The sequence below is a fragment of the Bacillus sp. JJ1562 genome, assembly GCF_036962705.1.
GTDB lineage: Bacteria > Bacillota > Bacilli > Bacillales > Bacillaceae_L > Ferdinandcohnia.
This window is the reverse complement of the sequence record NZ_JBALOQ010000019.1, coordinates 140,202-162,167: the sequence shown is the minus strand read 5'-3', so window position 1 is coordinate 162,167 and position 21,966 is coordinate 140,202. Positions and strand designations below refer to the sequence as shown.

At 38.1% G+C, this 21,966-nt stretch carries 24 protein-coding genes and 1 other RNA gene; 19 read left to right on the top strand and 6 right to left on the bottom strand.

All coding sequences use genetic code 11. From position 1 onward, the window contains the following. Window positions 1–16: 16 nt before the first annotated feature. The 4 genes from V7097_RS13550 (at window position 17) to V7097_RS13535 (ending at window position 3,334) form a co-directional block, all read left to right on the top strand. The gene (locus V7097_RS13550; RefSeq protein WP_335704150.1) at window positions 17–814 is read left to right on the top strand and encodes a protein phosphatase 2C domain-containing protein; all 798 of its coding nucleotides are present in this window, start codon (window positions 17–19) and stop codon (window positions 812–814) included. 67 nt (window positions 815–881) lie between these two features. Further along, window positions 882–1,349 (top strand): SsrA-binding protein SmpB, encoded by a 468-nt coding sequence (gene smpB / locus V7097_RS13545; RefSeq protein WP_335704149.1) that lies wholly within the window; start codon window positions 882–884, stop codon window positions 1,347–1,349. A 154-nt stretch (window positions 1,350–1,503) separates the two neighbouring features. Further along, window positions 1,504–1,842: a transfer-messenger RNA gene (gene ssrA / locus V7097_RS13540) on the top strand. Window positions 1,843–2,602: 760 nt separating this feature from the next. Then, window positions 2,603–3,334, top strand: coding sequence for a BsuPI-related putative proteinase inhibitor (locus V7097_RS13535; protein ID WP_335704148.1), 732 nt, complete (start codon window positions 2,603–2,605; stop codon window positions 3,332–3,334). Window positions 3,335–3,755: 421 nt separating this feature from the next. Here V7097_RS13535 and V7097_RS13530 read toward each other — a convergent pair whose 3' ends face one another. Next, a complete protein-coding gene (locus tag V7097_RS13530; RefSeq protein ID WP_335704147.1) occupies window positions 3,756–3,950 on the bottom strand; it encodes an LAGLIDADG family homing endonuclease in 195 nt (64 codons plus the stop codon). Between the two features lie 779 nt (window positions 3,951–4,729). On the opposite strand from V7097_RS13530, the gene V7097_RS13525 reads away from it, so the two are divergent. Next, window positions 4,730–5,128 (top strand): DUF6157 family protein, encoded by a 399-nt coding sequence (locus V7097_RS13525; protein WP_335704146.1) that lies wholly within the window; start codon window positions 4,730–4,732, stop codon window positions 5,126–5,128. Window positions 5,129–5,562: 434 nt separating this feature from the next. Here the strand turns inward: V7097_RS13525 and V7097_RS13520 are convergent, their stop codons facing one another. Further along, a complete protein-coding gene (locus V7097_RS13520) occupies window positions 5,563–6,030 on the bottom strand; it encodes a phage tail protein (protein ID WP_335704145.1) in 468 nt (155 codons plus the stop codon). 21 nt (window positions 6,031–6,051) lie between these two features. After that, window positions 6,052–6,531, bottom strand: coding sequence for a GyrI-like domain-containing protein (locus V7097_RS13515; protein ID WP_335704144.1), 480 nt, complete (start codon window positions 6,529–6,531; stop codon window positions 6,052–6,054). Window positions 6,532–6,641: 110 nt separating this feature from the next. Here V7097_RS13515 and V7097_RS13510 point away from each other — a divergent pair, with 110 nt between their 5' ends. The 5 genes from V7097_RS13510 (at window position 6,642) to V7097_RS13490 (ending at window position 14,855) form a co-directional block, all read left to right on the top strand. Continuing rightward, the gene (locus V7097_RS13510; protein ID WP_335704143.1) at window positions 6,642–7,604 is read left to right on the top strand and encodes a helix-turn-helix transcriptional regulator; all 963 of its coding nucleotides are present in this window, start codon (window positions 6,642–6,644) and stop codon (window positions 7,602–7,604) included. 288 nt (window positions 7,605–7,892) lie between these two features. Beyond that, window positions 7,893–9,410, top strand: a complete 1,518-nt coding sequence (locus tag V7097_RS13505; protein ID WP_335704142.1) for a fatty acyl-CoA synthetase — start codon at window positions 7,893–7,895, stop codon at window positions 9,408–9,410. A 504-nt stretch (window positions 9,411–9,914) separates the two neighbouring features. Beyond that, complete coding sequence (locus tag V7097_RS13500) at window positions 9,915–11,141, top strand: MFS transporter (protein ID WP_335704141.1); 1,227 nt, start codon at window positions 9,915–9,917, stop codon at window positions 11,139–11,141. A gap of 472 nt (window positions 11,142–11,613) precedes the next feature. Beyond that, window positions 11,614–13,092 (top strand): alanine/glycine:cation symporter family protein, encoded by a 1,479-nt coding sequence (locus V7097_RS13495; RefSeq protein ID WP_335704140.1) that lies wholly within the window; start codon window positions 11,614–11,616, stop codon window positions 13,090–13,092. Between the two features lie 440 nt (window positions 13,093–13,532). Continuing rightward, a complete protein-coding gene (locus V7097_RS13490) occupies window positions 13,533–14,855 on the top strand; it encodes a flavin monoamine oxidase family protein (protein WP_335704139.1) in 1,323 nt (440 codons plus the stop codon). A gap of 126 nt (window positions 14,856–14,981) precedes the next feature. On the opposite strand, the gene V7097_RS13485 is transcribed toward V7097_RS13490, so the two are convergent. Together V7097_RS13485 and V7097_RS13480 are read right to left on the bottom strand one after the other, a co-directional pair. Continuing rightward, window positions 14,982–15,197 (bottom strand): hypothetical protein, encoded by a 216-nt coding sequence (locus V7097_RS13485; RefSeq protein WP_335704138.1) that lies wholly within the window; start codon window positions 15,195–15,197, stop codon window positions 14,982–14,984. A 112-nt stretch (window positions 15,198–15,309) separates the two neighbouring features. Continuing rightward, window positions 15,310–15,906, bottom strand: coding sequence for a YitT family protein (locus tag V7097_RS13480; protein WP_335704137.1), 597 nt, complete (start codon window positions 15,904–15,906; stop codon window positions 15,310–15,312). Between the two features lie 192 nt (window positions 15,907–16,098). Between V7097_RS13480 and V7097_RS13475 the strand changes: the two genes are divergently transcribed. The 9 genes from V7097_RS13475 to V7097_RS13435 all read left to right on the top strand — a co-directional run bounded on the left by V7097_RS13475 (window position 16,099) and on the right by V7097_RS13435 (window position 21,210). Continuing rightward, entirely contained in the window at window positions 16,099–16,629 is a 531-nt protein-coding gene (locus V7097_RS13475; protein WP_335704136.1) for a Gmad2 immunoglobulin-like domain-containing protein, read from the top strand. Window positions 16,630–16,795: 166 nt separating this feature from the next. Continuing rightward, window positions 16,796–17,002 carry a DUF1657 domain-containing protein gene (locus V7097_RS13470; RefSeq protein WP_335704135.1) on the top strand — a complete coding sequence of 69 codons (207 nt, stop codon included), beginning with the start codon at window positions 16,796–16,798 and terminating at the stop codon, window positions 17,000–17,002. Window positions 17,003–17,151: 149 nt separating this feature from the next. Beyond that, on the top strand, window positions 17,152–17,538 hold the full coding sequence (locus V7097_RS13465) for a YhcN/YlaJ family sporulation lipoprotein (RefSeq protein ID WP_335704134.1): 387 nt from the start codon (window positions 17,152–17,154) through the stop codon (window positions 17,536–17,538). 19 nt (window positions 17,539–17,557) lie between these two features. Then, a complete protein-coding gene (gene spoVAC, locus V7097_RS13460; RefSeq protein WP_335704133.1) occupies window positions 17,558–18,037 on the top strand; it encodes a stage V sporulation protein AC in 480 nt (159 codons plus the stop codon). Then, window positions 18,037–19,056, top strand: coding sequence for a stage V sporulation protein AD (gene spoVAD / locus V7097_RS13455; RefSeq protein ID WP_335704132.1), 1,020 nt, complete (start codon window positions 18,037–18,039; stop codon window positions 19,054–19,056). The genes spoVAC and spoVAD overlap by 1 nt, the downstream gene beginning before the upstream one ends. Beyond that, window positions 19,053–19,403, top strand: a complete 351-nt coding sequence (gene spoVAE / locus V7097_RS13450; RefSeq protein WP_335704131.1) for a stage V sporulation protein AE — start codon at window positions 19,053–19,055, stop codon at window positions 19,401–19,403. Before spoVAD ends, spoVAE begins: the two co-directional genes overlap by 4 nt. 13 nt (window positions 19,404–19,416) lie before the next feature. Then, entirely contained in the window at window positions 19,417–19,623 is a 207-nt protein-coding gene (locus V7097_RS13445) for a DUF1657 domain-containing protein (protein WP_335704130.1), read from the top strand. A gap of 23 nt (window positions 19,624–19,646) precedes the next feature. Continuing rightward, window positions 19,647–20,507 (top strand): DUF421 domain-containing protein, encoded by an 861-nt coding sequence (locus V7097_RS13440; RefSeq protein ID WP_335704129.1) that lies wholly within the window; start codon window positions 19,647–19,649, stop codon window positions 20,505–20,507. A gap of 28 nt (window positions 20,508–20,535) precedes the next feature. After that, window positions 20,536–21,210, top strand: coding sequence for a L,D-transpeptidase family protein (locus V7097_RS13435; RefSeq protein ID WP_335704128.1), 675 nt, complete (start codon window positions 20,536–20,538; stop codon window positions 21,208–21,210). A gap of 122 nt (window positions 21,211–21,332) precedes the next feature. Here the strand turns inward: V7097_RS13435 and V7097_RS13430 are convergent, their stop codons facing one another. Then, window positions 21,333–21,785, bottom strand: coding sequence for a hypothetical protein (locus V7097_RS13430; protein ID WP_335704127.1), 453 nt, complete (start codon window positions 21,783–21,785; stop codon window positions 21,333–21,335). Window positions 21,786–21,966: the final 181 nt, after the last annotated feature.

Below are 21,966 nucleotides of genomic sequence, written 5' to 3'. Positions count from 1 at the left end.
GAGGGGAAAAATGAGCATGAATGATTATCATTGGGTTGGTTCACAGGAAAGTTTTGTTGATACATTATCTATTCTGAAACAAGAAAAAATAATCATAGGTCGATTCGGCGGAAACTTTTCAGCGGGTCAAACGAAAAATGAGGACGGTTGTCTTGTCTGGCACAACCAAAAGGAAGATTGGGAATTCGTTATTCTTCTTGATGCCCACCACACCACTGAAAGTGCAGAATTGATTTTACAGGAATTTACGAAACGGAAAGGTTCAATTAAATCTTTGTTATCAAGGTCACTTAACGAAACATTTAGAAGGATTGAAGAAACGATCCTACAAATTTTTCAGACCCCTGAATTCTTAGATTCGTGCAAGAAAGTTAAAGGATCAACCTCTTGTCTAATAGTACTTAGAAAAGGTAAATACATTTGGTGGTTTTCAGTTGGCGACTGTATATTTTATTTATTTCATCCAGAACTAGCAAACCTCGGGCAATATCAAGTAAACCAGCGGCATTTTTTCGAATGGATTGGCCAAGTAAATACTTTCGAACTGCCTGTCCCATGCTATAGTACGGGACGTAAGGAACTAAGAAAAGGAATGAACCATATATTTTTAACAACGGATGGTTTAATAGAATGTCCTGGTTTACCCTATGATCATCCAGAAAAAATTCAAAACGAATTTTTACACAACTCAAATGATAGAGCCCTTGAATCTTTGCTTAGGAAAATTCAATCGCTAAACGTAAGGGACAGCACCACAATTATTTCCTGGTACGTTAATAGTAATCTAGATGCAAGTTTGCCTTGCAATCAATGAGCCTTTCCTTGTGATGTTGTCCAATATTTGCTAAAATATAAGGTACCGTCTTAAGGGGGAAATCAATATGCCAAAAGGTATAGGCAAGGTAATTGCTCAAAACAAAAAAGCCAATCATGATTATTTTATCGAAGAAACCTATGAAACAGGAATTGTGCTTCAAGGTACAGAAATCAAATCTCTTCGTAATGGCCGTGCAAACTTGAAAGATTCTTATGCGCGTGTCCATAATGGTGAAGTATTCTTGTACAACTTGCATATTAGCCCTTATGAGCAAGGTAACCGATATAATCATGATCCACTTCGTACAAGAAAGCTACTTCTTCACAAAAAACAGATTAGTAAGCTAATCGGTCTTACAAAAGAAGAAGGTTATGCACTTGTGCCGATTAAAATCTACTTAAAAAATGGCTATGCAAAGCTACTGTTAGGGCTTGGTAGAGGTAAGAAAAAGTACGATAAACGTGAAGACCTAAAGAAAAAAGAAGCAAAACGTGATATCGAACGTGCTTTCCGCGAAAGACAAAAAATATGATTTACAATAACTTACAATTGAAAATGTAAGTACATGTGCTATAATAAGACATGTGGTTGACAATTGAATAGTCAACGTAAGCAAGAATACTTCATCCGAAACACCCAGATATCTGGTGATTAAGTTCATCAATATCATTTTATAATGGGGACGCTACGGATTCGACAGGGGTAGTTTGAGCTTAAGTTGCGAGTCGAGGGGATCGGCCTCGTTAAAACGTCAACGCCTATAACTGGCAAAGAAAACAACAACTTCGCTTTAGCTGCTTAATAACAGACTATAGCGGTTCCTCCCTCCATCGCCCATGTGGTAGGATCAGGGACTCACTCTAAGTGGGCTACGCCGGAGTTCGCCGTCTGAGGACAAAGGAAGAGAACAACCAGACTAGCTGCTTGGAAGCCTGTCGATAGGCTGAAAAGTTAGCGAAATGCTAATATATCGACTACACTCGTAGATGCTTAAGTGCCAATATCTTTGGACGTGGGTTCGATTAGTAATTAGTCGCCTTATGTGGTAACACATAAGTGATAATCCGGCTTTATCGGTGAAACCTAAGTCGTACTCGATGCGATAAGGCAATGCCGAGCGGTATGTAGAGTAATCTAACAGCCGTGTATCGACTTATAGGCTACCATTACATCATGGTAGTACTAGGATGCGAAATCCTACCTAACCAGGTACAAATTATGTTTCGCATAATACGCCGGAGGACCTGTAACCAGCAGGTTCAAGATATAGTCAGTGCCATGACGAAAGCATGGAAAAGCACGTCCCACCGTCTCCACCAAATACATATACTTGGTGGTTATATACTAAATTGTGACGTAAAGCATAAGATTTCCGTTTGGAAAGCTTATGCTTTATTTTATTTTAGGAAATTTTATGCTTTATTGGTACTATCTACAGAACACAAATTTACAATGTTAAGGTTCAAAACTAACATTAGCACGCCATTTTATAGTCAAAAGTTTTCACTTAGTCTCAACAGTATTATAATCACTTTACTAATTTTTTTATTTGATTTGTTGAAGGTGTTTAAAAACACTAACACATATCAAAGAGTGAGACGGGTGTACAACTAGAATTAATTGATTTATTGATTTTTTCAGGTCTTTACTGAAATTCATCTATTAAGCTTGAGTAAACTTAATGGTAGGGCAACCTAACATATTTTTACGCGTAACATTTGTAACGTTACTGAAATATGACGCGTCTATATATATGTAAAATATTTAAAACGGGGGCTTTCTAAGATGAAATTCAATTCCAGAGTAGTGAGGGTATTAGCAACATCATTTTTAATGGTCGCATTAGTAGGTTGTGGAACAACAGCAGCTGAGAAAGAAGTAGCAGGGGAAACAAACGGTGGAGTCGCGGGACAGACTGATGAAGCCAAAACAGGTATAGTCGAGGGAGGCTTTATCACGTTAGTTGAAAACCCATCTGACCGTATATTTAAATTAAAGGTACGGAATGACTCAGAAAATGAATTACCTTTAACTTATGGCGGACAACAGTACGAGTACCAAATCAAGGATAAGCAAGGTGAAGTGTTATACACTTATTCAATGGATAAGGGGTTCACTATGGAGTATAGAGAGGACATTCTTAAGCCAGGAGAAGAAAAGGTTTTTGATGATATTGACATCTCTGAAGGCTTAATTAACCTTGAAGCAGGGACTTATGACGTAGAAATTTGGTCTGTGGCTGATCAGGTAGCAGATCAGAAAACTACTTTTGAGTATGTTTACACTGGAGCAACAGGACAGTTAGATTTACCTGCACAATTCATCACCATTGTAGGTTATAGTGATAATACTTCTTTAGAGGCAACAAATGATGAAGGAGAATCAGAAGTATTCCGATTATCCCAACGCTTCATTGACGAGGGTTATGACTTCAAAGAAGGAGTAAGAATTGAGATCCAGTACTCTATTAATGATGCCAATCAGAAAGTTATTGAAGAAGTACTTGCAACGGAATAATACAGAGATGAGATTACACAATTTTCTCATTCCATTTACCCCCTTAAAACAATCTTAAATTAATAGGTATAGGTGAAGGAAAAAAATAAACTGTCTATAAATGCAAGTGGTTTTAAGGATGGAAAGCTTATGCTTATTGGGGCGAAGGTTTATGCTTTACGTAACAAATAGACACGGACTCACCGATTTTGGTGAGTCCGTTTCCGTTTTACATTTTGAAAAAGTAATCCTCAAATGTCATTTTCTTTTGTAATAAATCTGGACTGTACTTTCCATTCCGAGGAGTAACCTTATCATAGTTTTCAAGAATCCAAACGGAACGGTTTCTTTTCTTATTTACTCTTAAAAAGGGTGCAATACGTTCCAATGTATGAAAAACATCTTCTTTTTTCTTTATTGTTAACGTATAGGAGTCCTTGTGTCAATTAGGCTTGTAATTTCTTTTACTAGTAATTACTCCCCCAGTTAATTTTTGAATATAAATAAGGAGTTCCATATCCGTTGATGCGATAGAAATACAAGGTCTACGGTGTTCCTTTTCATGCATCCTAGTTAATGAAATACTTCCTTCTCCATCAATAATTCCTGCAATATAAGAAGCTTCCCACTTTTCCAATTATTAACCCCACCTCCCATTAGAGAGAACAAACATTCCTATATTTATTATATAATATCCCTTTAACCAAGCATAAATGTAACTTTCCATTTTGTTAAAAAATTTTAATGTTTATTTTATATTGTAATTATATTGAAAAAAACGGTAACTAAGAGAACTTATAGATTTTATAAACTCAATAGAAAAGATTTGACCCATAAACGTATAAAAAAATAATAAACTGCCTACATTGGTGAATGGACTTTTATTATTTTGTGAAGAGGAAAATGGTGAAATCTGACGAAAATATATATTTGAAAAGTCAGAAAGGAGCTTCCGAATTGGATAAAAGATAAAAAGTAACGGTATACGATTTATTGATATTATGCTCTTCAGATATTAAGGATGAATTTGAAATTAACCAGGTCCTGGCGTTGACGGTGAGGAAACTGTCCACGTTTATGGAAAAGTGCTGGAATTTGTACCGAATCAAGTATTCCGTTTTACATATATTGCAGGGAAATCGTATGTTGAAAGCGATCACGAATATGAGTCCAGAATCTCTTACTTACTTGAACCTGTGGGGAAATGTACAAAGCTGACACTCATACAAGATCAATGGAAGAAAGGGGATCCTACCTATCCGAACACGGAAGGGGCATGGTGGATGATCTTAAGCAATACCAAAACACTGATTGAAACAGGAAGAACCTTGGAATTCGAATAGTATGCACCTCGTTACCTATTTGAATTAGAAAACTGGAAACTATTTCACAAAGAGGAGTAAGGAGGAATTTGCAATGAGTTATAAAAATACATTTATCGTCATTTCTGAAGATTCTTCGGTTTCTTCCGCTATTGTCCCGGCTCCGAAAAAGGGGAAAATAACAATCGCTTCAATTGAATATGATCTAATTAGTAATCACCCATATGAATATACTCAAGAAGATGTTCAATTAAAAACATATCTAATGAAAAATCAAATTGACCGTGAGACCGAAGAGTTGAGAGAGGAATTCTTTTCAAAACCAAAAGCATGCTTTCGTGTATCTCCTTTAGTCAAAAAATATGGCTGGGGAATTCATTATGATGAAGAGGGAAAGATCGCATTATATGATGTGTCCAGTTTAGATTATGAGCGATTGAGTAAGACGGAGGATATAAAAGTTTTGAAAGGAATGCGAACATCGAGAAAATAGTGGAAGATTAATTGGGCACTGCAAGAGCAGTACCCTTTTTTCGTGAAGTATAAAATTGGGGGCTTAGATAACAAAAGAAAAGTGGAAAAAACGCAAGAGTAGCCTATCAACCTGTAAAAGACCAAGTTTTAGGGGGACTTCTACCTGGAGAGGGCTAACTTGCAATTTCTCGGATGTGGACATACAAAACTATGATTCAAAATGACACCATGAGGTATCCTGCCGTTTTTTTTTCACACTTTGATATTTGAAAGGGGATACCCCCCTAATAGCAAAGTAGAAGTACCAAGGGGAATCTCCCATCCATTGGGTTTGCAAGCTAGTGAAAGCTATATTTTTCCTGGTGTGAAAATAGCTTTCACTAATTTCAATAATGAAAAAGGATACCCTAATACAAAAAATGCTAAACCCTTCCACTTGGGCTTTTGCCTACTTTAATACTCTCTTTTAATCACAAAAAACGAACCCCGAATTGTTCCGGCTAGTTTAGACTTCTGCCTAGCAAACTTAAATTTCCCTTCTAACTCCTTAGGTACCTCCATCCCCTCAGAAAGCTTAAAACCAACCGCTCGCTTCGGCTTAGGGCCATCAACCGTATACAATACGTTGACCTCTAGACCATCCTCATAGAAGACATAAGACCATTTGATATTTTCGACTTGAAAACTCGACGTTTCTAACGGTTTAGCAGCAAACTCAATATCACGTTCTTCTTTCAAAATTCGGTTCACATAATCAAGAGTCTCCTGACTTTCGCTAACTGGAACAACCGAAAATTCATGCTTGTATTTGTTCATGAAATAACGGGCTTCATTAGCACGCAAACCAGCAAGCGCTTCTGCAACAGGTGAAGAATTTAAACCAACCGTAGACACATTTTTAAAATCAACAATATAGGACATTTCTATTACTCCTTTTATCTTTTATTTTCTAACAACAGGAATCCACATTTCACCAAAAACTAAGCCGTTTCGCTGCCCCATCTCAACCGTTGCATTTGGCCCACCAACATAGGCAAAATTCTTTGCTTCTGGCAAGACTTGACCAAAAGCTATGCCAGTAAGCATATTACTCAATTCATTAGCCGTCTTACCTTCCCCTTTTACAACTAGGTATTCCCCCTTAGGAAATTGGATAACCCTGGTTGCCTCTGGTACCGATTCTTCTGTCATGACGCCAGCATAATGCATCATCTTGTTATTCACTGCTTCGTTCACGGCAAAAATATAGTCATTAGTTGCTAGGTCTTTTAAAGTGTCAAGCGTTCCATCTTGACTGACGGTTTGCCAAAAATCTACTTTTTCCTTGGTTATGCCAGCAAAGTCTGTATAATCGCTCTTAATCTCAGTTCCAATACCTAAAACGGTAAAGCTGTCTTTTTCTTCTAGGGTATACTTTGTCATATTCAAAACCTTCCTCTTTTTTTAATTTTTCAAATGACTTTTCTTCTTCACTTGATGGTTTTATAATAATCTTTAATCATGTCAAAAAATGATACTGTTTAGGAGTCCTGATGAAAAAAATTGAACGGATTAATATCATCATGCGGTATATCAACAACCGCTCCCACTTTACTATTTCAGAAATCATGCAAGAATTTAATATCTCTCGTTCGACAGCTATTAGAGATATCAGAGAAATTGAGTCAATGGGCATGCCACTTGTTGCTGAAGTTGGAAGGGACGGGGGTTACTTTGTCATGCACAACTCTGTCCTGGCCGATGTTCGCTTTACTGATAATGAGGTCAAAGCCCTTTTTATTGCCTTTATGGCCACAAGAAATCAACAACTCCCTTATCTAAAGAGTCGTCAGTCATTAGCTGAAAAGTTACTTGGCCTCATCTCAGAAAACCAGCAAGATGACCTTGTTCTTTTAAACCAAATCCTGCTATTTGAAGGGACCAACCCGAATAATCCTGACCTACTTGATCTGTCAGACCTCCCGCATCCTATGTTAGAACAACTCATCCAAATCCTTCTTTTGGATAGATATTTATTGATTACTATTAATGAAGAGAAGGTAAAAAAGTCTTATCCAATTTATCTCTTGCACCTTTATCGTGAAAAAAGCCTGTGGCTGATTGAAGGCTTTGACTTAAAGGAAGAAAAGATGAAGATTTTTCATGTCGATAATCTCATCAAAGTCAATCCCTACCCAACGAAAAAAAGATTAAGTAAGAAAAAGATATTAGAAAAGCTAAGTAAGCAGGTAGAAGGAATCAACCTTGTACTAGAACTTGGTCCAAAAGCGATTGCTCAGTTCAGAAAATACCACCCTTTAAAAGTTTCAATTTCCTATACGAATCCATACCAAGCCACAGCCATTCTAAAGACTTTTATCAATGTTAATAATCCGGAAGAAGTGACTGAAATAACAAATTGGTTACTTTTCCTGGGCGAAGATATCAAGGTTAAGGAAATTCCAGAAGAAATATTAGAAGGTTTACAAAACAGATTAAGCTTAATCTGCCCATAAGCAGTGTCAGTTATATCCAAAATATCTAACTTTAAACATGACCAGTTGCTAGTTACCCTAATTTTTGTACAACCTTGATGCTGAAACAATCAATCATCTTAAGGACATAAATAATTGCAATGAAAGGGAATATACCTCCCTTCTTGTTGTTACTAAATGAAAGCGTTCTATAAATAGATTGACAGCTTAGTAGGAGTAGGCTTATATTCAGGATAAATATTCTTTGTTTTTAGAATATTAATTACTTTTAAGTTGTATAAGAATAGACGAGAGAGGACTGAGATCAATTTGAGAACAAACACCGTAGCTGAGGCCGTCCGTCGTACGGCCGCACGGGTCCCACATAATACTGCCGTTGTGTTCGAAGACAGAGAGTGGAGCTACCGTGAACTCGACATGGCGGCCACGCGTATCGCGCGTAAACTACGTGAACAGGGGGTGGAAAAGGGAGAACGTGTCGCCTCCTTCGGTAAAAACTCTGATCTGTACGTTCTGCTGTTTCTGGCCACAGCACGTATAGGAGCCATTCACGTTCCGGTGAACTTCCAACTCCGGGCAGGAGAACTCGACTACATTCTTGGAGATTCCGATCCAACGCTTGTAATCGCTGACCGAGACCTCGCCAACGCAATCTCCCAGACTAAGTCAAACAGCGATCGGCAGGTATTAAGATTCGAAGACGAACTCCTAGAGTGGGCTTTCAGTAACGACAACCGTCCTGTGAAAGATGATGAGTTCGATGTAGAGGACACGGATATCGCTCAGTTACTCTACACCTCGGGCACCACGTCGGATCCAAAGGGTGCAATCATGACGCATCGTGCTCTGTTACACCACTACATGAGCTGCATCCACGATCTGGACATCAAAGGGTCAGACCGAGCGCTCCACAGCCTGCCCCTCTACCACTCCGCGCAGATGCATGTGTTCATGCTACCGGCACTGATGGTGGGTGGCTGGAACAAGGTGCTTCCCGCTCCCGAGGCCGGTGCTGTGCTTGAAACCATGGAACAGGACGCAATCACATCGTTCTTCGCCGCTCCAACTGTTTGGGTTTCAATCGCGAATCACCCTGACCTGACATCTCGAGACCTCGGGAAACTTCGGAAGGCCTACTACGGAGCTTCGATTATGCCTGGGCCAGTACTCGAGCGACTGCAAAAGTGTCTACCAAAGCTCGGTTTCTACAATGTGTTCGGACAGTCCGAAATGGGCCCTGCCTGTACGGTCTTGCGTCCTGAGGAGCATGCTGACCACCCTGGTTCCGCAGGAAGGCCACTGCTCTTCGTTGAGGCGCGGGTCGTGGATGCTGAAGGTAATAGTGTGCCTCCCGGCGAACTCGGCGAAATTGTGTACCGTTCGCCGCAGCTGTGTCTGGGCTACTGGAACAAAGGGGAAGCCACAGCCAAGGCGTTCGCCGGCGGTTGGTTCCATTCCGGAGATCTTGTGAAGCAGGACGAGGACGGATACATCGAGGTAATCGATCGGGTGAAGGATGTTATCAACACCGGCGGAGTGTTGGTGGCTTCACGCCAGATAGAGGACTGCATCTACGAGATACCCCAGGTCGCTGAGGTCGCTGTCGTGGGTGTACCGGATGAAAAGTGGATCGAGGCAGTCACTGCCTTCGTTGTCATCAAAGCTCCAGTGTCTGAGGAAGAGATTCTCCAGCATGTCAGGAACAATTTAGCCAGTTTCAAGGTGCCAAAGAATGTCGAGATCGTGGACGAATTGCCGCGAAACGCTAGCGGCAAAATCCTCAAACGTCATTTACGCGATGTCGGAAGCTCAAAGAGCGCTACGTGAGTCTGTCTAACATATCATATCCTGCATTTCGTGAAGAAATAGCATATCATAGTGTTAAGACCCACCGTTTGGGAAGGGATAAGAAGATTTGCAAGTGCACTGAAAGATGTTGAGTAAGAGAAAAAAATGATAAGCTAATTCCTATAATGGGGGAATTAGCTTTTTTACTTAATAATACTTGATATTTACATTTACCTCCATAAATTCAAAAATATCTTGTAAAAAAAGGAAATATAAAGTAAAATTCAAAATACTAATACACGAAAGGGTGACCATAGGGCGATGATCTACTAATCCCGTTTTCATAAGCACATTCGTAGGATTGCGATGTCATTTTTGAATGGGATTAGTCTATACTTTTTTAGGAAAAGATGATCAATGCTGTAGTACGTGCGGATGTACTATGTCTTTTTCTATGGTCTTGGCGAACTCCTATCCTAAATGGCGGATGGGAGTTTTTTATGCTTCCATCTATAATTTCTGATTTAGGAAAGAGGAAAATTTATGACACAATTATTTAAAAACCGATTTGTTCAGGCTATATTTCTTTCGGCGTTGTTCCTTCAGGTAGGAATTTGGGTCCGGAATTTTGCAGTTCTCTTATTTGTAATGGAACAAACAAATGGGAATGCTTTTGCCGTTTCGATGATTTCTGTTGCTGAATTCGCACCCATCTTTATTTTTTCGTTCATAGGAGGTACCTTCGCTGACAGGTGGAAACCGAAAAAGACGATGGTCTGGTGTGATATTTTGAGTGCGATCTCTGTGTTTGCTGTATTAATTGCTCTAGCGGTTGGCTCTTGGCAGATTATCTTCTTTGTTACATTAATTTCTGCCATTTTATCACAGTTTTCACAACCATCTGGAATGAAGTTATTTAAAATGCACTTAAGTGAAGAATTAATACAATCGGCTATGTCCGTGTATCAAACAATCTTTGCGATCTTTATGGTTCTAGGACCGGTACTTGGAACATTTGTATTCCAGCAATTTGGCATCATTGTGTCGATTGGAATTACAGGAGTTGCCTTTATCCTTTCAGCTGTGATGCTTACATTCATCCCTGCCGACCAGAATGTTAAATCAGAAAAGGAGAAGAAAACATCTATTTTTGAAGAAATGAAAAGTGGAGTTCGCTATGTATTAGCTAAGAAAGAATTAAAGCTTCTAGGTCTTTGTTTTTTAGCTGCCGGCCTTGCGATTGGTTTGATTCAACCCTTATCCATTTTTTTAGTAACGGAACGGTTAGCATTAGCTAAGGAAAATCTGCAGTGGTTGTTAATGGTTAACGGGGTCGGAATGATTATTGGTGGTGCAGTTTCTGTTATGTTCTCGAAGTCAGTTCCACCACAAAAACTGCTAATGGTTGGAATGTTGGCAAATGCAATCGGGATGAGTGTAATTGGCATTTCAACGAGCCTGCCAATCACCCTTGCAGCGGAATTTGTTAATGGATTATTCTTACCATGTATTCAAATTGGTATTAATACAATGATTTTACAAAACACAAAATCAGAATTTATTGGAAGAGTGAATGGAACGTTAAGTCCGATGTTTACGGGTGCGATGGTATTGACCATGAGTATTGCCGGAGTCTTGAAAGAAATGTTTTCAATTATTACGATTTTTGAGATCGCCGCAGTTCTATTTATTATCGGTCTGCTAGTTATACTGCCAATCTACAATATGAAAGCACAGAACAACATGGATGGAGTACTTTCAAAAGAGTAAAGGTAAAAAATGGTGCCTTTCCCCCGGTAGTTACGTGTTAATGCGTTTGGGGCTAAGGCACTATTTTATAATTTGTTGAAATTACTGGCGGAGAGGTACGAATGAATCAAAAATTAAAAATATATTGAATTGTCCAAATTCAAAAAGTATAATAGGATTTACATTCAGATTTGATTACTTCAAACAGTGATAAATCTACAATTGATATCATTATCTTTATGAAGGAGCCAACACTCAGTATTTCGGAAATGAAATACTATTAATTGGGGCGGTGATAACCTTTCTATTACAATGTCTCGAATCATTGAATCTCCGATGTCAAAGTAAGCATTACAGGAATTCTAATTGTAGTTTTATTAGCTTCTTTCATTTTTAGGATACAAAAAGAATAGAAAATACAGTAGCAATTATTGTTCCATTCATGTAGTGACATCATTAATTTATTTAATATATTTAATATGGGGGGTTCATCATGCTTGATCAAATCGTTAACACTGTCGTCGATTGGCTATGGAGTCCGGTACTTGTTGGATTTATTGTTTTTTGTGGTATTTATTTTAGTTTTCGTACAAGATTTTTACAGATTCGGCACATTAAAGAAATGGCAAAACTTATTATTTCAGGAAAGGGATCAGATGCAGGGGTTTCTTCATTCCAAGCGTTAGCAATGTCATTATCTGGCCGTATCGGTGTAGGAAATATTGCAGGTACAGCAACAGGTATTGCGTTTGGAGGACCAGGTGCCGTATTTTGGATGTGGGTTATTACTTTCATTGGTGCAACCTCAGCTTTCGTTGAGTCCACGCTTGCTCAAATCTATAAGGAAAAGCAAGATGGTGAGTATCGAGGCGGACCAGCATACTACATAGAAAAGGGACTTGGCTGGAAATGGTTTGCCGTCATTTTCGCAGTTGCAACACTACTTGCCATGTCATTTTTGATGCCAGGCATACAGGCAAATGCGATTGCTGATGGAATGCATAATGCGTTCGGGATTGATAAATCAATTACAGGTTTAATTGTTGTCGCACTTGTTGGATTTACAATCTTTGGTGGAGTTAAGCGTATTGCTAGAGTTGCAGAGCTAGTTGTTCCTTTTATGGCGGCTGGATATCTATTAATTGCAATCGCAATAATAGCAGTGAATTTCGGGAAAATTCCAGAAGTATTTACACTCATTTTTACAAGCGCTTTCGGGGCTGAAGAATTATTTGGTGGAATTCTTGGTTCAGCCGTTATGTGGGGAGTAAAACGTGGACTCTATGCGAACGAAGCTGGTCAGGGTACTGGAGCTCACCCAGCAGCTGCAGCTGAAGTTTCTCACCCAGCTAAGCAAGGTCTCGTACAGGCATTTTCGATTTATTTAGACGTATTCTTAGTGGTAACATCAACTGCAATGATGATTTTATTTACAAATCAATATAATGTAATCAATGAAAAAACTGAGGAATTTATAAAAGAAAGTCTTCCAGGGGTAGAACCTGGTGCTGGTTATACTCAAGCAGCAGTAGATACCCTTCTCCCTGGGTTCGGCTCAGGATTTGTTGCGATTGCATTGTTCTTATTTGCATTTACAACTATATATGCCTACTACTATATTGCGGAGACCAATCTAGCATACCTAGTACGTGGCGGAAAATTTAAAGCTCCAGCTTTTCTATTGTTAAAACTCATTCTTCTTGGTGCCATTTTCTATGGATCTATAAAGACTGCAAAAACAGCATGGGCAATGGGAGATATTGGACTTGGAATAATGGTTTGGCTGAACTTAATTGCGATTTTACTGCTATTTAAACCAGCCAATATTGCATTAAAAGACTACGAAGAACAACTTAAACTAGGGAAAGATCCAGAATTCAATTCATCCAAATATGGAATTAAGAATGCGGACTTCTGGAAAGATGGATACCGAAAGTCTACGGAAAAAGATAAGGAAAAAGAAATTTCATAATAATTTTTTTCTACGGAACACAAGTTATATTAGAAAGGCGCCAGCTCTAACAGCTGGTTCCTTTTTATTTTAAAACCAGGGTTGAAAGATAAAAAAGACGACTTTTAATTCAAAAGATGAATTTTGGGTCGTCTTTTTTGATTCCTTATTTTTTAATAAAGGAAGGGAGCTTAATAAATTGCAAAGTGCAATAAAGTATAAAGTAGAAAGTTCTGTAATACCAAGACCAACTAAATCGAATTCCTTCGAAACATACAAAAGCTGTAAAGAGCTAATTGAAGATTTAATTAGCTATTTTTTCAGCAAATAAGTAAGGTCTGGAGCTTTTTATATTTTTACTGGAGAACAGCCACTAGATGAATGAATTGCAGCCATAAAGTGCATCCTTCAATTATTCACTTCTCTTTCTCTAAAGAAATTTATAAAGGCGGGAACGCAATATGTCGAATGACCACTACGATGTCATTATTATTGGCGCGGGGTTCGCAGGTGTTACAGTGGCAAGAGAGGTTAGCCAGCAAGGATTTAGACCCTTGATACTTGAGGGGAGAGACCGTATCGGGGGAAGAACTTGGGTGGCTCATCGTTTAGGCAGCGAACTTGAACTAGGAGGTAGCTGGGTTCATTGGTTTCAGCCTCATGTGTGGTCGGAAATTTCCCGTTACGGGCTAAAGGTAACAGCTTCTCCAAAAGCAGAAAAGGTGTATTGGATGACAGCTGGAATAAAGTATGAAGGCACATTTGATGAATGGTATGAAAAGATGGATGAAGGGATGAAGCGACTATTGAATGATACTAGGAAGTACTTCCCCTATCCGTATAATCCTTTACGTGAATTTAAGCAATTAAAGGAAATCGATCACATGTCGGTAGAGGAGAAATTAAAAGAATTAGGGTTGCAAAAAGAAGCGTTCGATCTGGTTTACAGTCTGTGGGCATTACATTTTAACAGTACATTGGAAGAAGCCGGTTTGACCCAGGCCTATCGATTAGCTGCCATGGCGGGTCATAATTGGAAATTGATTCTGGAAACGGCTTCTGTTTATAAATTATCTGACGGAACAAAAACGCTTATCGAAAGCATTTTAAAGGATGCCAAAGGAGCCAAACTTCGCTTGTCTACAATCGTATCAAAAGTAGAGAAAACGAGTACTGGATATAAAGTGGGCACCGTAGAGGGCAATGAATTTACAAGTGCATCCGTGATCGTCGCACTTCCATTGAATACCTTGAACAACATTGAATTTAAGCCGGAATTATCAGAAAAAAAACGGCATGCAGCAGCAGAAAAGCAAGCAAGTAAAGGATTCAAGTTCTGGGCAAGAGTACGTGGAATTACGACTCCGTTCATCCTGATGGCGCCAGCAGATCATAAGATTAATTATGCTCAAGTCGAGGAATTACATGATAGGGGCGGCTTGATAGTTGGTTTTGGCTGCGACTCAACAAAATTAGATTTGGAGAATCAGGTTGAGGTAGCGAAAGAGCTCCGGAAATTCATTCCGGATATCGAAGTGTTGGAGTGCACAGGACATGACTGGATGGCAGATCGATTTTCTTTAGGAACCTGGGCAATGTTAAAAAAGAAGCAGTTAACAGAGTATCTGCTTGAACTTCAAAAGGAAGAATCTGGGTTGTTTATTGCAGGTTCAGACTATGCAAATGGATGGGCAGGATTCATCGATGGCGCGATTGAAAGCGGGATTACGACTGGAATAAAAGTTGCTAAGTACCTTCTGAAAAACCGAAACTCCAATAGTTAAACGGTAAATAATCTTCAAAAGGGTAAATTAATATTGATTACAAAATCGGCTGATTCTATTTAGGAATTAGCCGATTTTTGCGTTATAAGAACACCCCTTTCTATATTAAAAGGGGTTTTTGTTAATTTACGATTCCTCCGTAGTTTGTGTTTGAAGTGTAGATTGGGCCTGACTTATTGTTGTTTGAATTTGAGCAATCTCTTGTGAAGCTTGTTTTAAAGCTTCTTTAGCTAAAATTTCATTTGCTGCTGACTGTTCGATTGCCGATGTAATCATATCTTTTGCAATGGAAGCTTGAGCTTCTGCTTGTTTCAATTTATTTGTGTCAATTTGATTTGTCATTTTACTGCCTCCTGCTTTTTTCTTGTTGTAAGGACAACGCTTATATTTTACGTAAATCCGCTTTTTATATGATTGAATTTATTGTAAATATAAATTAGTGAAGAGTGGAATATTATTTCGTTCTAATATCATTACTTGCCAAATTCCATGTGCAAAGGCTAGTAGTAACTCCACCAGCTAAAATGGTTATAGCCGATAGAAAGAAAGTATCTGCAGAAACAAATAAACCTCCTAGACAAATCACAAAAACATCAATTATAAGAATGATGATCCCTACATTCATTTTCACAATGTCAGAAAGGAACTGGGCTAATAAATCTGTACCACCCGTGCTTGTTTTAAAGCGAAGCATATAACCAATTCCAAAACCAATCAAAATTCCACCAGTAAAGGAGCTAAGAACTGGTGAAATATGAATGCGAACTTGACTTAAGTTATGAAAAAGGTCAATAAAAAAAGAGGATAGAAGCATACCGTGCAAGCTATTAAAAAAATAGGAGCGATATTTAAACCAAGCGAGAGCAAATATAGGAATACTCAATACCATAATCGATAACCCAGCATTTGTATGAAATAGATAACTAATAATCAATCCTAAGCCAATAATTCCACCATCTAAAACCATGTTAGGTATCAAAAAAATATTTATCCCAAGTGCGATTGATATGCTTCCAACAAGGATAGCAACTGCTTTCATAAAATATGGCATATACAAAGAATTCTCCTATCATAATGGACATGTTCCTATGTATATGCGAATAACGTATCATTATGGACAACTTTTACTTCGAGATAAAACAAATTTTAAAGGGGATGCTACACCTAAACCTGCTCCTAAGTATAATTTCCTTAAAACTACGCAAGTTAAAGAGATATAATTCAGTAAAGGAGAGAATTCCTAATGAAAAAAATCATACTCTTTATTATCGTTTTTATGATTACGACTGTCTTAGCCTCTTGCAACAAAAACGATCAATCCAATCAACCTGATGAGAATGAGCAAGTGAATGAAATTGAGGAACAAGTTGAAAACAATCAAGACGAAACAACTCAGGAAGAAGAAAATAACCAAGCGGAAGAAACTGAACAAAATACGGAAAATGATGTAGCACCAACAAATGAAGAAAAGGTTTATCAAAATAAAATTTTCAAAGATGTAAAAGTTTCTGAGTCGAATAATCAAATAATCATTACTGGTAAAGCTCAAGTTTTTGAGGGTGTTTTTGATTATGCTCTTTATGATGGTGAAGAAAAACTGCTTGAAGACCATTATCAAACAGTGGGTGCTCCTTCGTGGGGTGACTTCGAAATCCCGATTGATAAAGCATTAATAGCTCAGCCTAAAAATGAAATTAGATTTGAGCTATTCAATTTATCTGCAAAAGATGGTTCGAAAGAGAATGTTTTAAATATTCCACTTACAAATAAATAACCAAACCGAAAAACTAATAGAGGTGCCTAATCCCAACTTCCTAACGCGTTGGGGATAGGCACCTTTTCTCTTTCTTTGATTTGTAAGAAATTGGGTTTTATAAAATGAATCCCTTTAACTAATTCTATAAATGTTTAGGTAAAATCAGAAGAAGTGAGGGAAAATTATGACAGTTAAGAGTCAGGTCAAACAAACAATCGCAGGTTTGAAGAGTGCACAGGCTAGCCTTGAACAATTTTCACTTCAAACTCAAAATCAACAAGCAAAACAAATGTATCAAACTGCCGCTCAACAAACTCAAATGATTGTGGATAGTCTTAACCCACGTTTGCAAGAATTAGATTCGGAGGAACCACAATATCAACAGGAATAAATCTAACATCAAGGTTGGTTATTGAAACCAGCCTTTTCTTGAATTGGAATGTTACTTGGATGGGATTGGTATATATGCAGAGGTATATCTTTCGATGTAGCGTTTTTATCTTTTTGATTTTTGGATTATTAACGGGGTGTAAGGAGAACTTGGATTCTGTTAAAAATCGTAGTACAGCTATTACCCAAATAAACGCGAAAAAAACTACGAATCAATACACGGCAAATCAAGCAAAAGAACTAATAATCAAAAGGGATGATGTCACCGGGGTTCGAGGAGTCAATACGGATCAAGATCTCCTTATTGCCATAACGGTTCCACAGATGGATAGATTTCAACTGAAATCCATTGAAAAGAATGTGAAAGAAGGGTTAAAAAAGAAATATCCAGATTACAAAATTCAAGTGTCAACCGATCAAAAGATTTTTTTAGAATTGGATATATTAGAGAGAAAGCTTGAGAAAGGGAAAACCGGTGAAAAAGAACTCAAAAAAGAATTAGGGAATATCAAAACCTTGATGAAAGAGGAAGCATGATACTTAGTGAGGGTAGCCTATGTCAAATAAAAAAAAGAAAAAATTAACCCCAGTTCAACAAGAATATCAAGCCTTTCAAAATGAACGAGAAACAAAACGACCCTTATTTAAAAACTGTATCAAAGCGTTTCTAATTGGTGGCATCATCTGCCTAATAGGACAGGCGATTCAGACATTTTACATATATTTTTTTGATTTTACAGATCAAACAGCCGGAAATCCAACAGTTGCTACCTTAATTTTCATTTCCATGTTTTTAACGGGATTTGGGGTTTATGATAGAATTGCACAATTTGGAGGTGCTGGTTCCGCCGTGCCAGTGACAGGGTTCGGAAATGCTGTTATCTCCGCAGCGATTGAACATCGTACAGAGGGTTTTGTTCTGGGTGTTGGTGGTAATATGTTTAAATTGGCAGGTTCAGTTATCTTATTTGGCGTTTTTTCGGCCTTTATTATCGCGACCATTAAGACCATTCTGATCACGTGGGGGGGACTGTAATGCTGACTGGTCATCGAACTTGGATTTTCGATCAAAAGCCTGTCATTATTTCGACTGGAACAGTTGTCGGACCATTTGAGGCAAAAGGGAAAATTCCGCAAGATTTTGACTTAATTCATGGTGAAATTTGGCTCAATCAAGATTCGTTTGAAAAGGCACATCAAGTCATGTTAGAGGAAGCTTGTCAAAAGGCGATCGAAAAAGCCAATTTGCAAAAGGCGCAGATTCAGTTTTTCCTCGGTGGCGATCTAATCAATCAAATCACTCCAACAAGCTTTGCGACTAGAACACTAGGTAGTCCTTATCTAGGATTGTTCGGGGCTTGCTCTACCTCAATGGAAGGATTAGCGCTATCAGCATTTATTGTGAATTATAACGGAGCAAAATACATATTAACGGGTGCTTCTAGTCATAATGCAGCGGTTGAAAAGCAATTTCGTTATCCAACCGAGTATGGTGGGCAAAAACCTCCAACTGCGCAATGGACTGTTACAGGTGCGGGTGTGGCATTAGTTAGTTCTACGGGGTCAGGTCCACGGGTAACATCAGCAACCATCGGTAAAATTGTAGATATGGGATTGACTGACCCATTTAATATGGGAGGTGCAATGGCACCTGCTGCTGTTGATACAATCGAGGCTCATTTAAAAGAACGAAACGTTGATCCATCATATTACGATTTAATCGTGACGGGAGATCTTGGTCATATCGGTCGAGAGGTGTCACTTGATTTATTTAAAAAACACGGCACTCCAATTAAGGAAGAAAATTTTCAGGATTGTGGTCTAATCATATACCGGGAAGGGCAGCCCGTACTTTCAGGTGCTAGTGGGGCAGGTTGTTCCGCAACAGTCGTTTATGGACATATTTTAAATCGAATGAAAAAAGGGGAGTTAAATCGGGTCCTAGTTGTTGCAACGGGTGCCCTACTTTCTCCTCTAACGTTTCAGCAAAAAGAATCAATTCCCTGTATTGCGCATGCGGTATCAATTGAAAATGAAGGTGGGGAGCAGTCATGATTTTCTTTTGGGCTTTTGTCATAGGTGGACTCATTTGTGTGATTGGGCAGATCATGTTTGATGTTTTTAAACTCACTCCTGCACATACATTATCTACATTTGTCGTACTTGGGGCACTTTTGGACGCATTTGGTTTATACGAACCGTTCATCGACTTTGCAGGTGCTGGAGCAACTGTTCCGATTACTAGTTTCGGCAATTCCCTTGTACATGGTGCAATGGCCGAAGCGGAAAAGCATGGGCTCGTCGGAGTGGTAACCGGGATGTTTGAAGTTACAAGTGCTGGTATATCGGCCGCTATCATTTTCGGGATGATTGGCGCAATATTTTTTAAACCAAAAGGATAAAGGAGAATGTAAGGTGACAGTTGGCTCTCAGGTTAAACAATGTCTTTCAAGTATAAAAAGTATTGAAGCTCTGTTTTCAAGCTTAGCATTACGCACACAAGACAGAGAGGCGAAACGAACTTTTCATGAAACCATGATGATCATGGATGAAATAAAGAATGATCTAAAAATACGAGTTAGCGAAATTGAGCGGGAGGAAGATCAATATAAAGGGTTTTAAATCAATTGTAAGGAGTTACGATCATGCCAGATTGGATAAGTATTGCCGTACGATCACTAGTCTTACTTATCGTATTATTTTTTTTAACGAAATGGTTAGGTAAAAAGCAAATTTCACAGCTCTCCTTTTTCGAATATATTAATGGAATTACAATAGGCAGTATTGCTGCAGAGGTCTCCACAGGACTGGATCGACATTTCAGTCATGGATTAATAGGTATGGGTGTCTGGTTTGCTGTTCCGTTTATCATGGGTTTCATTTCATTAAATAGTAAAATAGTAAGGGACTTTGCTGAAGGAAAAGGAACCGTTTTTATTCAAGATGGAAAAGTAATGGAAGACAATTTAAAAAAAGAAAAATATACAATTGATGAATTACTAGCAAAACTACGAAATAAGGATGTCTTTCAGGTAGCAGATGTTGAATTCGCTGTATTAGAAACGGATGGAAGCTTAAGTGTCTTATTAAAAAAGGAAAATCAACCAATAACCGCCAAAGTCCTAAATCTCGCTGTTGCTCCAATAAAAGAACCTCAAACGGTTATTATGGATGGAGAAATCATGCATGAACCATTATCTTCATCTGGACACAGTCAGAATTGGCTAGAAACGGAACTTGATAAAATTGGCGTCAGCATTGAAAATGTGTTCTTAGGGCAAGTAGATACATATGGACAACTGACAGTCGATCTATTTGATGATAAGATCAAGGTCCCATCTCCACAGGAGAAACCATTACTGCTTGCCACGATAAAAAAATGTCAGGCGGATTTAGAATTATTTGCCTTACAAACAAATAACCAATCCGCAAAAGAAATGTATCAAAAAAATAGTGAAAAACTCCAGGATGCACTAGATAAAGTGACTCCGTTTTTAAGTAACTAAGGATGCAGATTGAAGGGGTTATTCTAAGATGAAAAACAAAATGCGGGTAACTTATATATATTTTTTTATCTTAATCATTATATCCTTAACAATACCATCAAACAGTCAAGTACACGGTGAGAACTTGCAAAGGATGTATATTAAAATTGATCTGTGGGCGAAGGAGCTTTATTTAATTGAAGGGGAAACTGTAATAAAGAAATATAAAATTGCACCTGGAACCGATCAAACCCCCACGCCAATAGGAACATTTATGATCATTACTAAAGATAAGGATTGGGGAGGTGGGTTTGGCACACGTTGGTTAGGGTTAGATGTACCATGGGGAAATTACGGTATACACGGAACAAACAAACCGTGGTTAATGGGAAAAAACATTAGTGGTGGATGTATTAGAATGCATAACAGCGATGTAGAAGAGCTATTTGAAATAGTTTCTGAAGGAACTGTTGTACATATTGAGGGACCAATTACCGGGTTTGGAAGAGGAGAATTAAAATCTCTAGCTTATGGATCAAAAGGAACTTTGGTCCAAATTGTACAAGAAAGACTAAAGCTAATGAGTTTATATAATGGGAAGGTACATGGAATTTACAATAAGGAAACTGAAAGAGCCGTTAAACTATTTCAAAAAGAAAATAATATACCAATCACGGGTGTAGTAACAAAAAGGGAGTATATATTATTAGGCATGTTAGAATAAGTCGGACCTCATTCTATAGAAGTAAAACAATAAGCGTATTTGTGGGTGTTTCAAATAAATAAACGCCAATTCCATTGATGTAGGGTTTGGCGTTTTTCAAGGATGATGGTTGCGAAAAAAATCTATTTTGGCTGACTAATCATCGTTTTGTAGTCTGATAAAATTCTTCTGAATTCCTGTCTTGGTATTTCCAAATTGAATGTTAGCTGGATCAGGTCATCTTCTATTGTTTCGCTTTCCCGATCTGCCAATTCTATTTCAATATCGGAATCAGAAGATAACTCTACCATCTCCTTCTCATCAGATGTAGTTTCTTCACGGTCATTTATTGATTCATTATACAAAAGCTCCCACTGCTCATATAAGTTTTCAGCTGTACGATATTCATCATCGTCCACTATAATATCTGACTCTAATTTTTGTTTCAATCCAAGGCAGGTTTCTTCCCATTCCTCTACACTTTTTAAATCAAATAGTTTTGAAAATCTCGGTTTCATTCTTTCCCAGTGATAATGGATGTTATTACACCATTCTAATAACTCTTCACGATATTGCTTTTCTTCAATTTCTTTCACACCTTTTCATCTCCCAACTTATTATTCTTTTTTACAAAATAACAACATAGCCTTTTATAGATTTCACAATTCTTAGTGATTCTACCCACTTGTTAATCACAATTTCATCTTATGCTCCACGATTGTCCCATGCCTAGACGTTTAACCCAATTTTTTATACTTTCAAATTAATAGGTTGTTC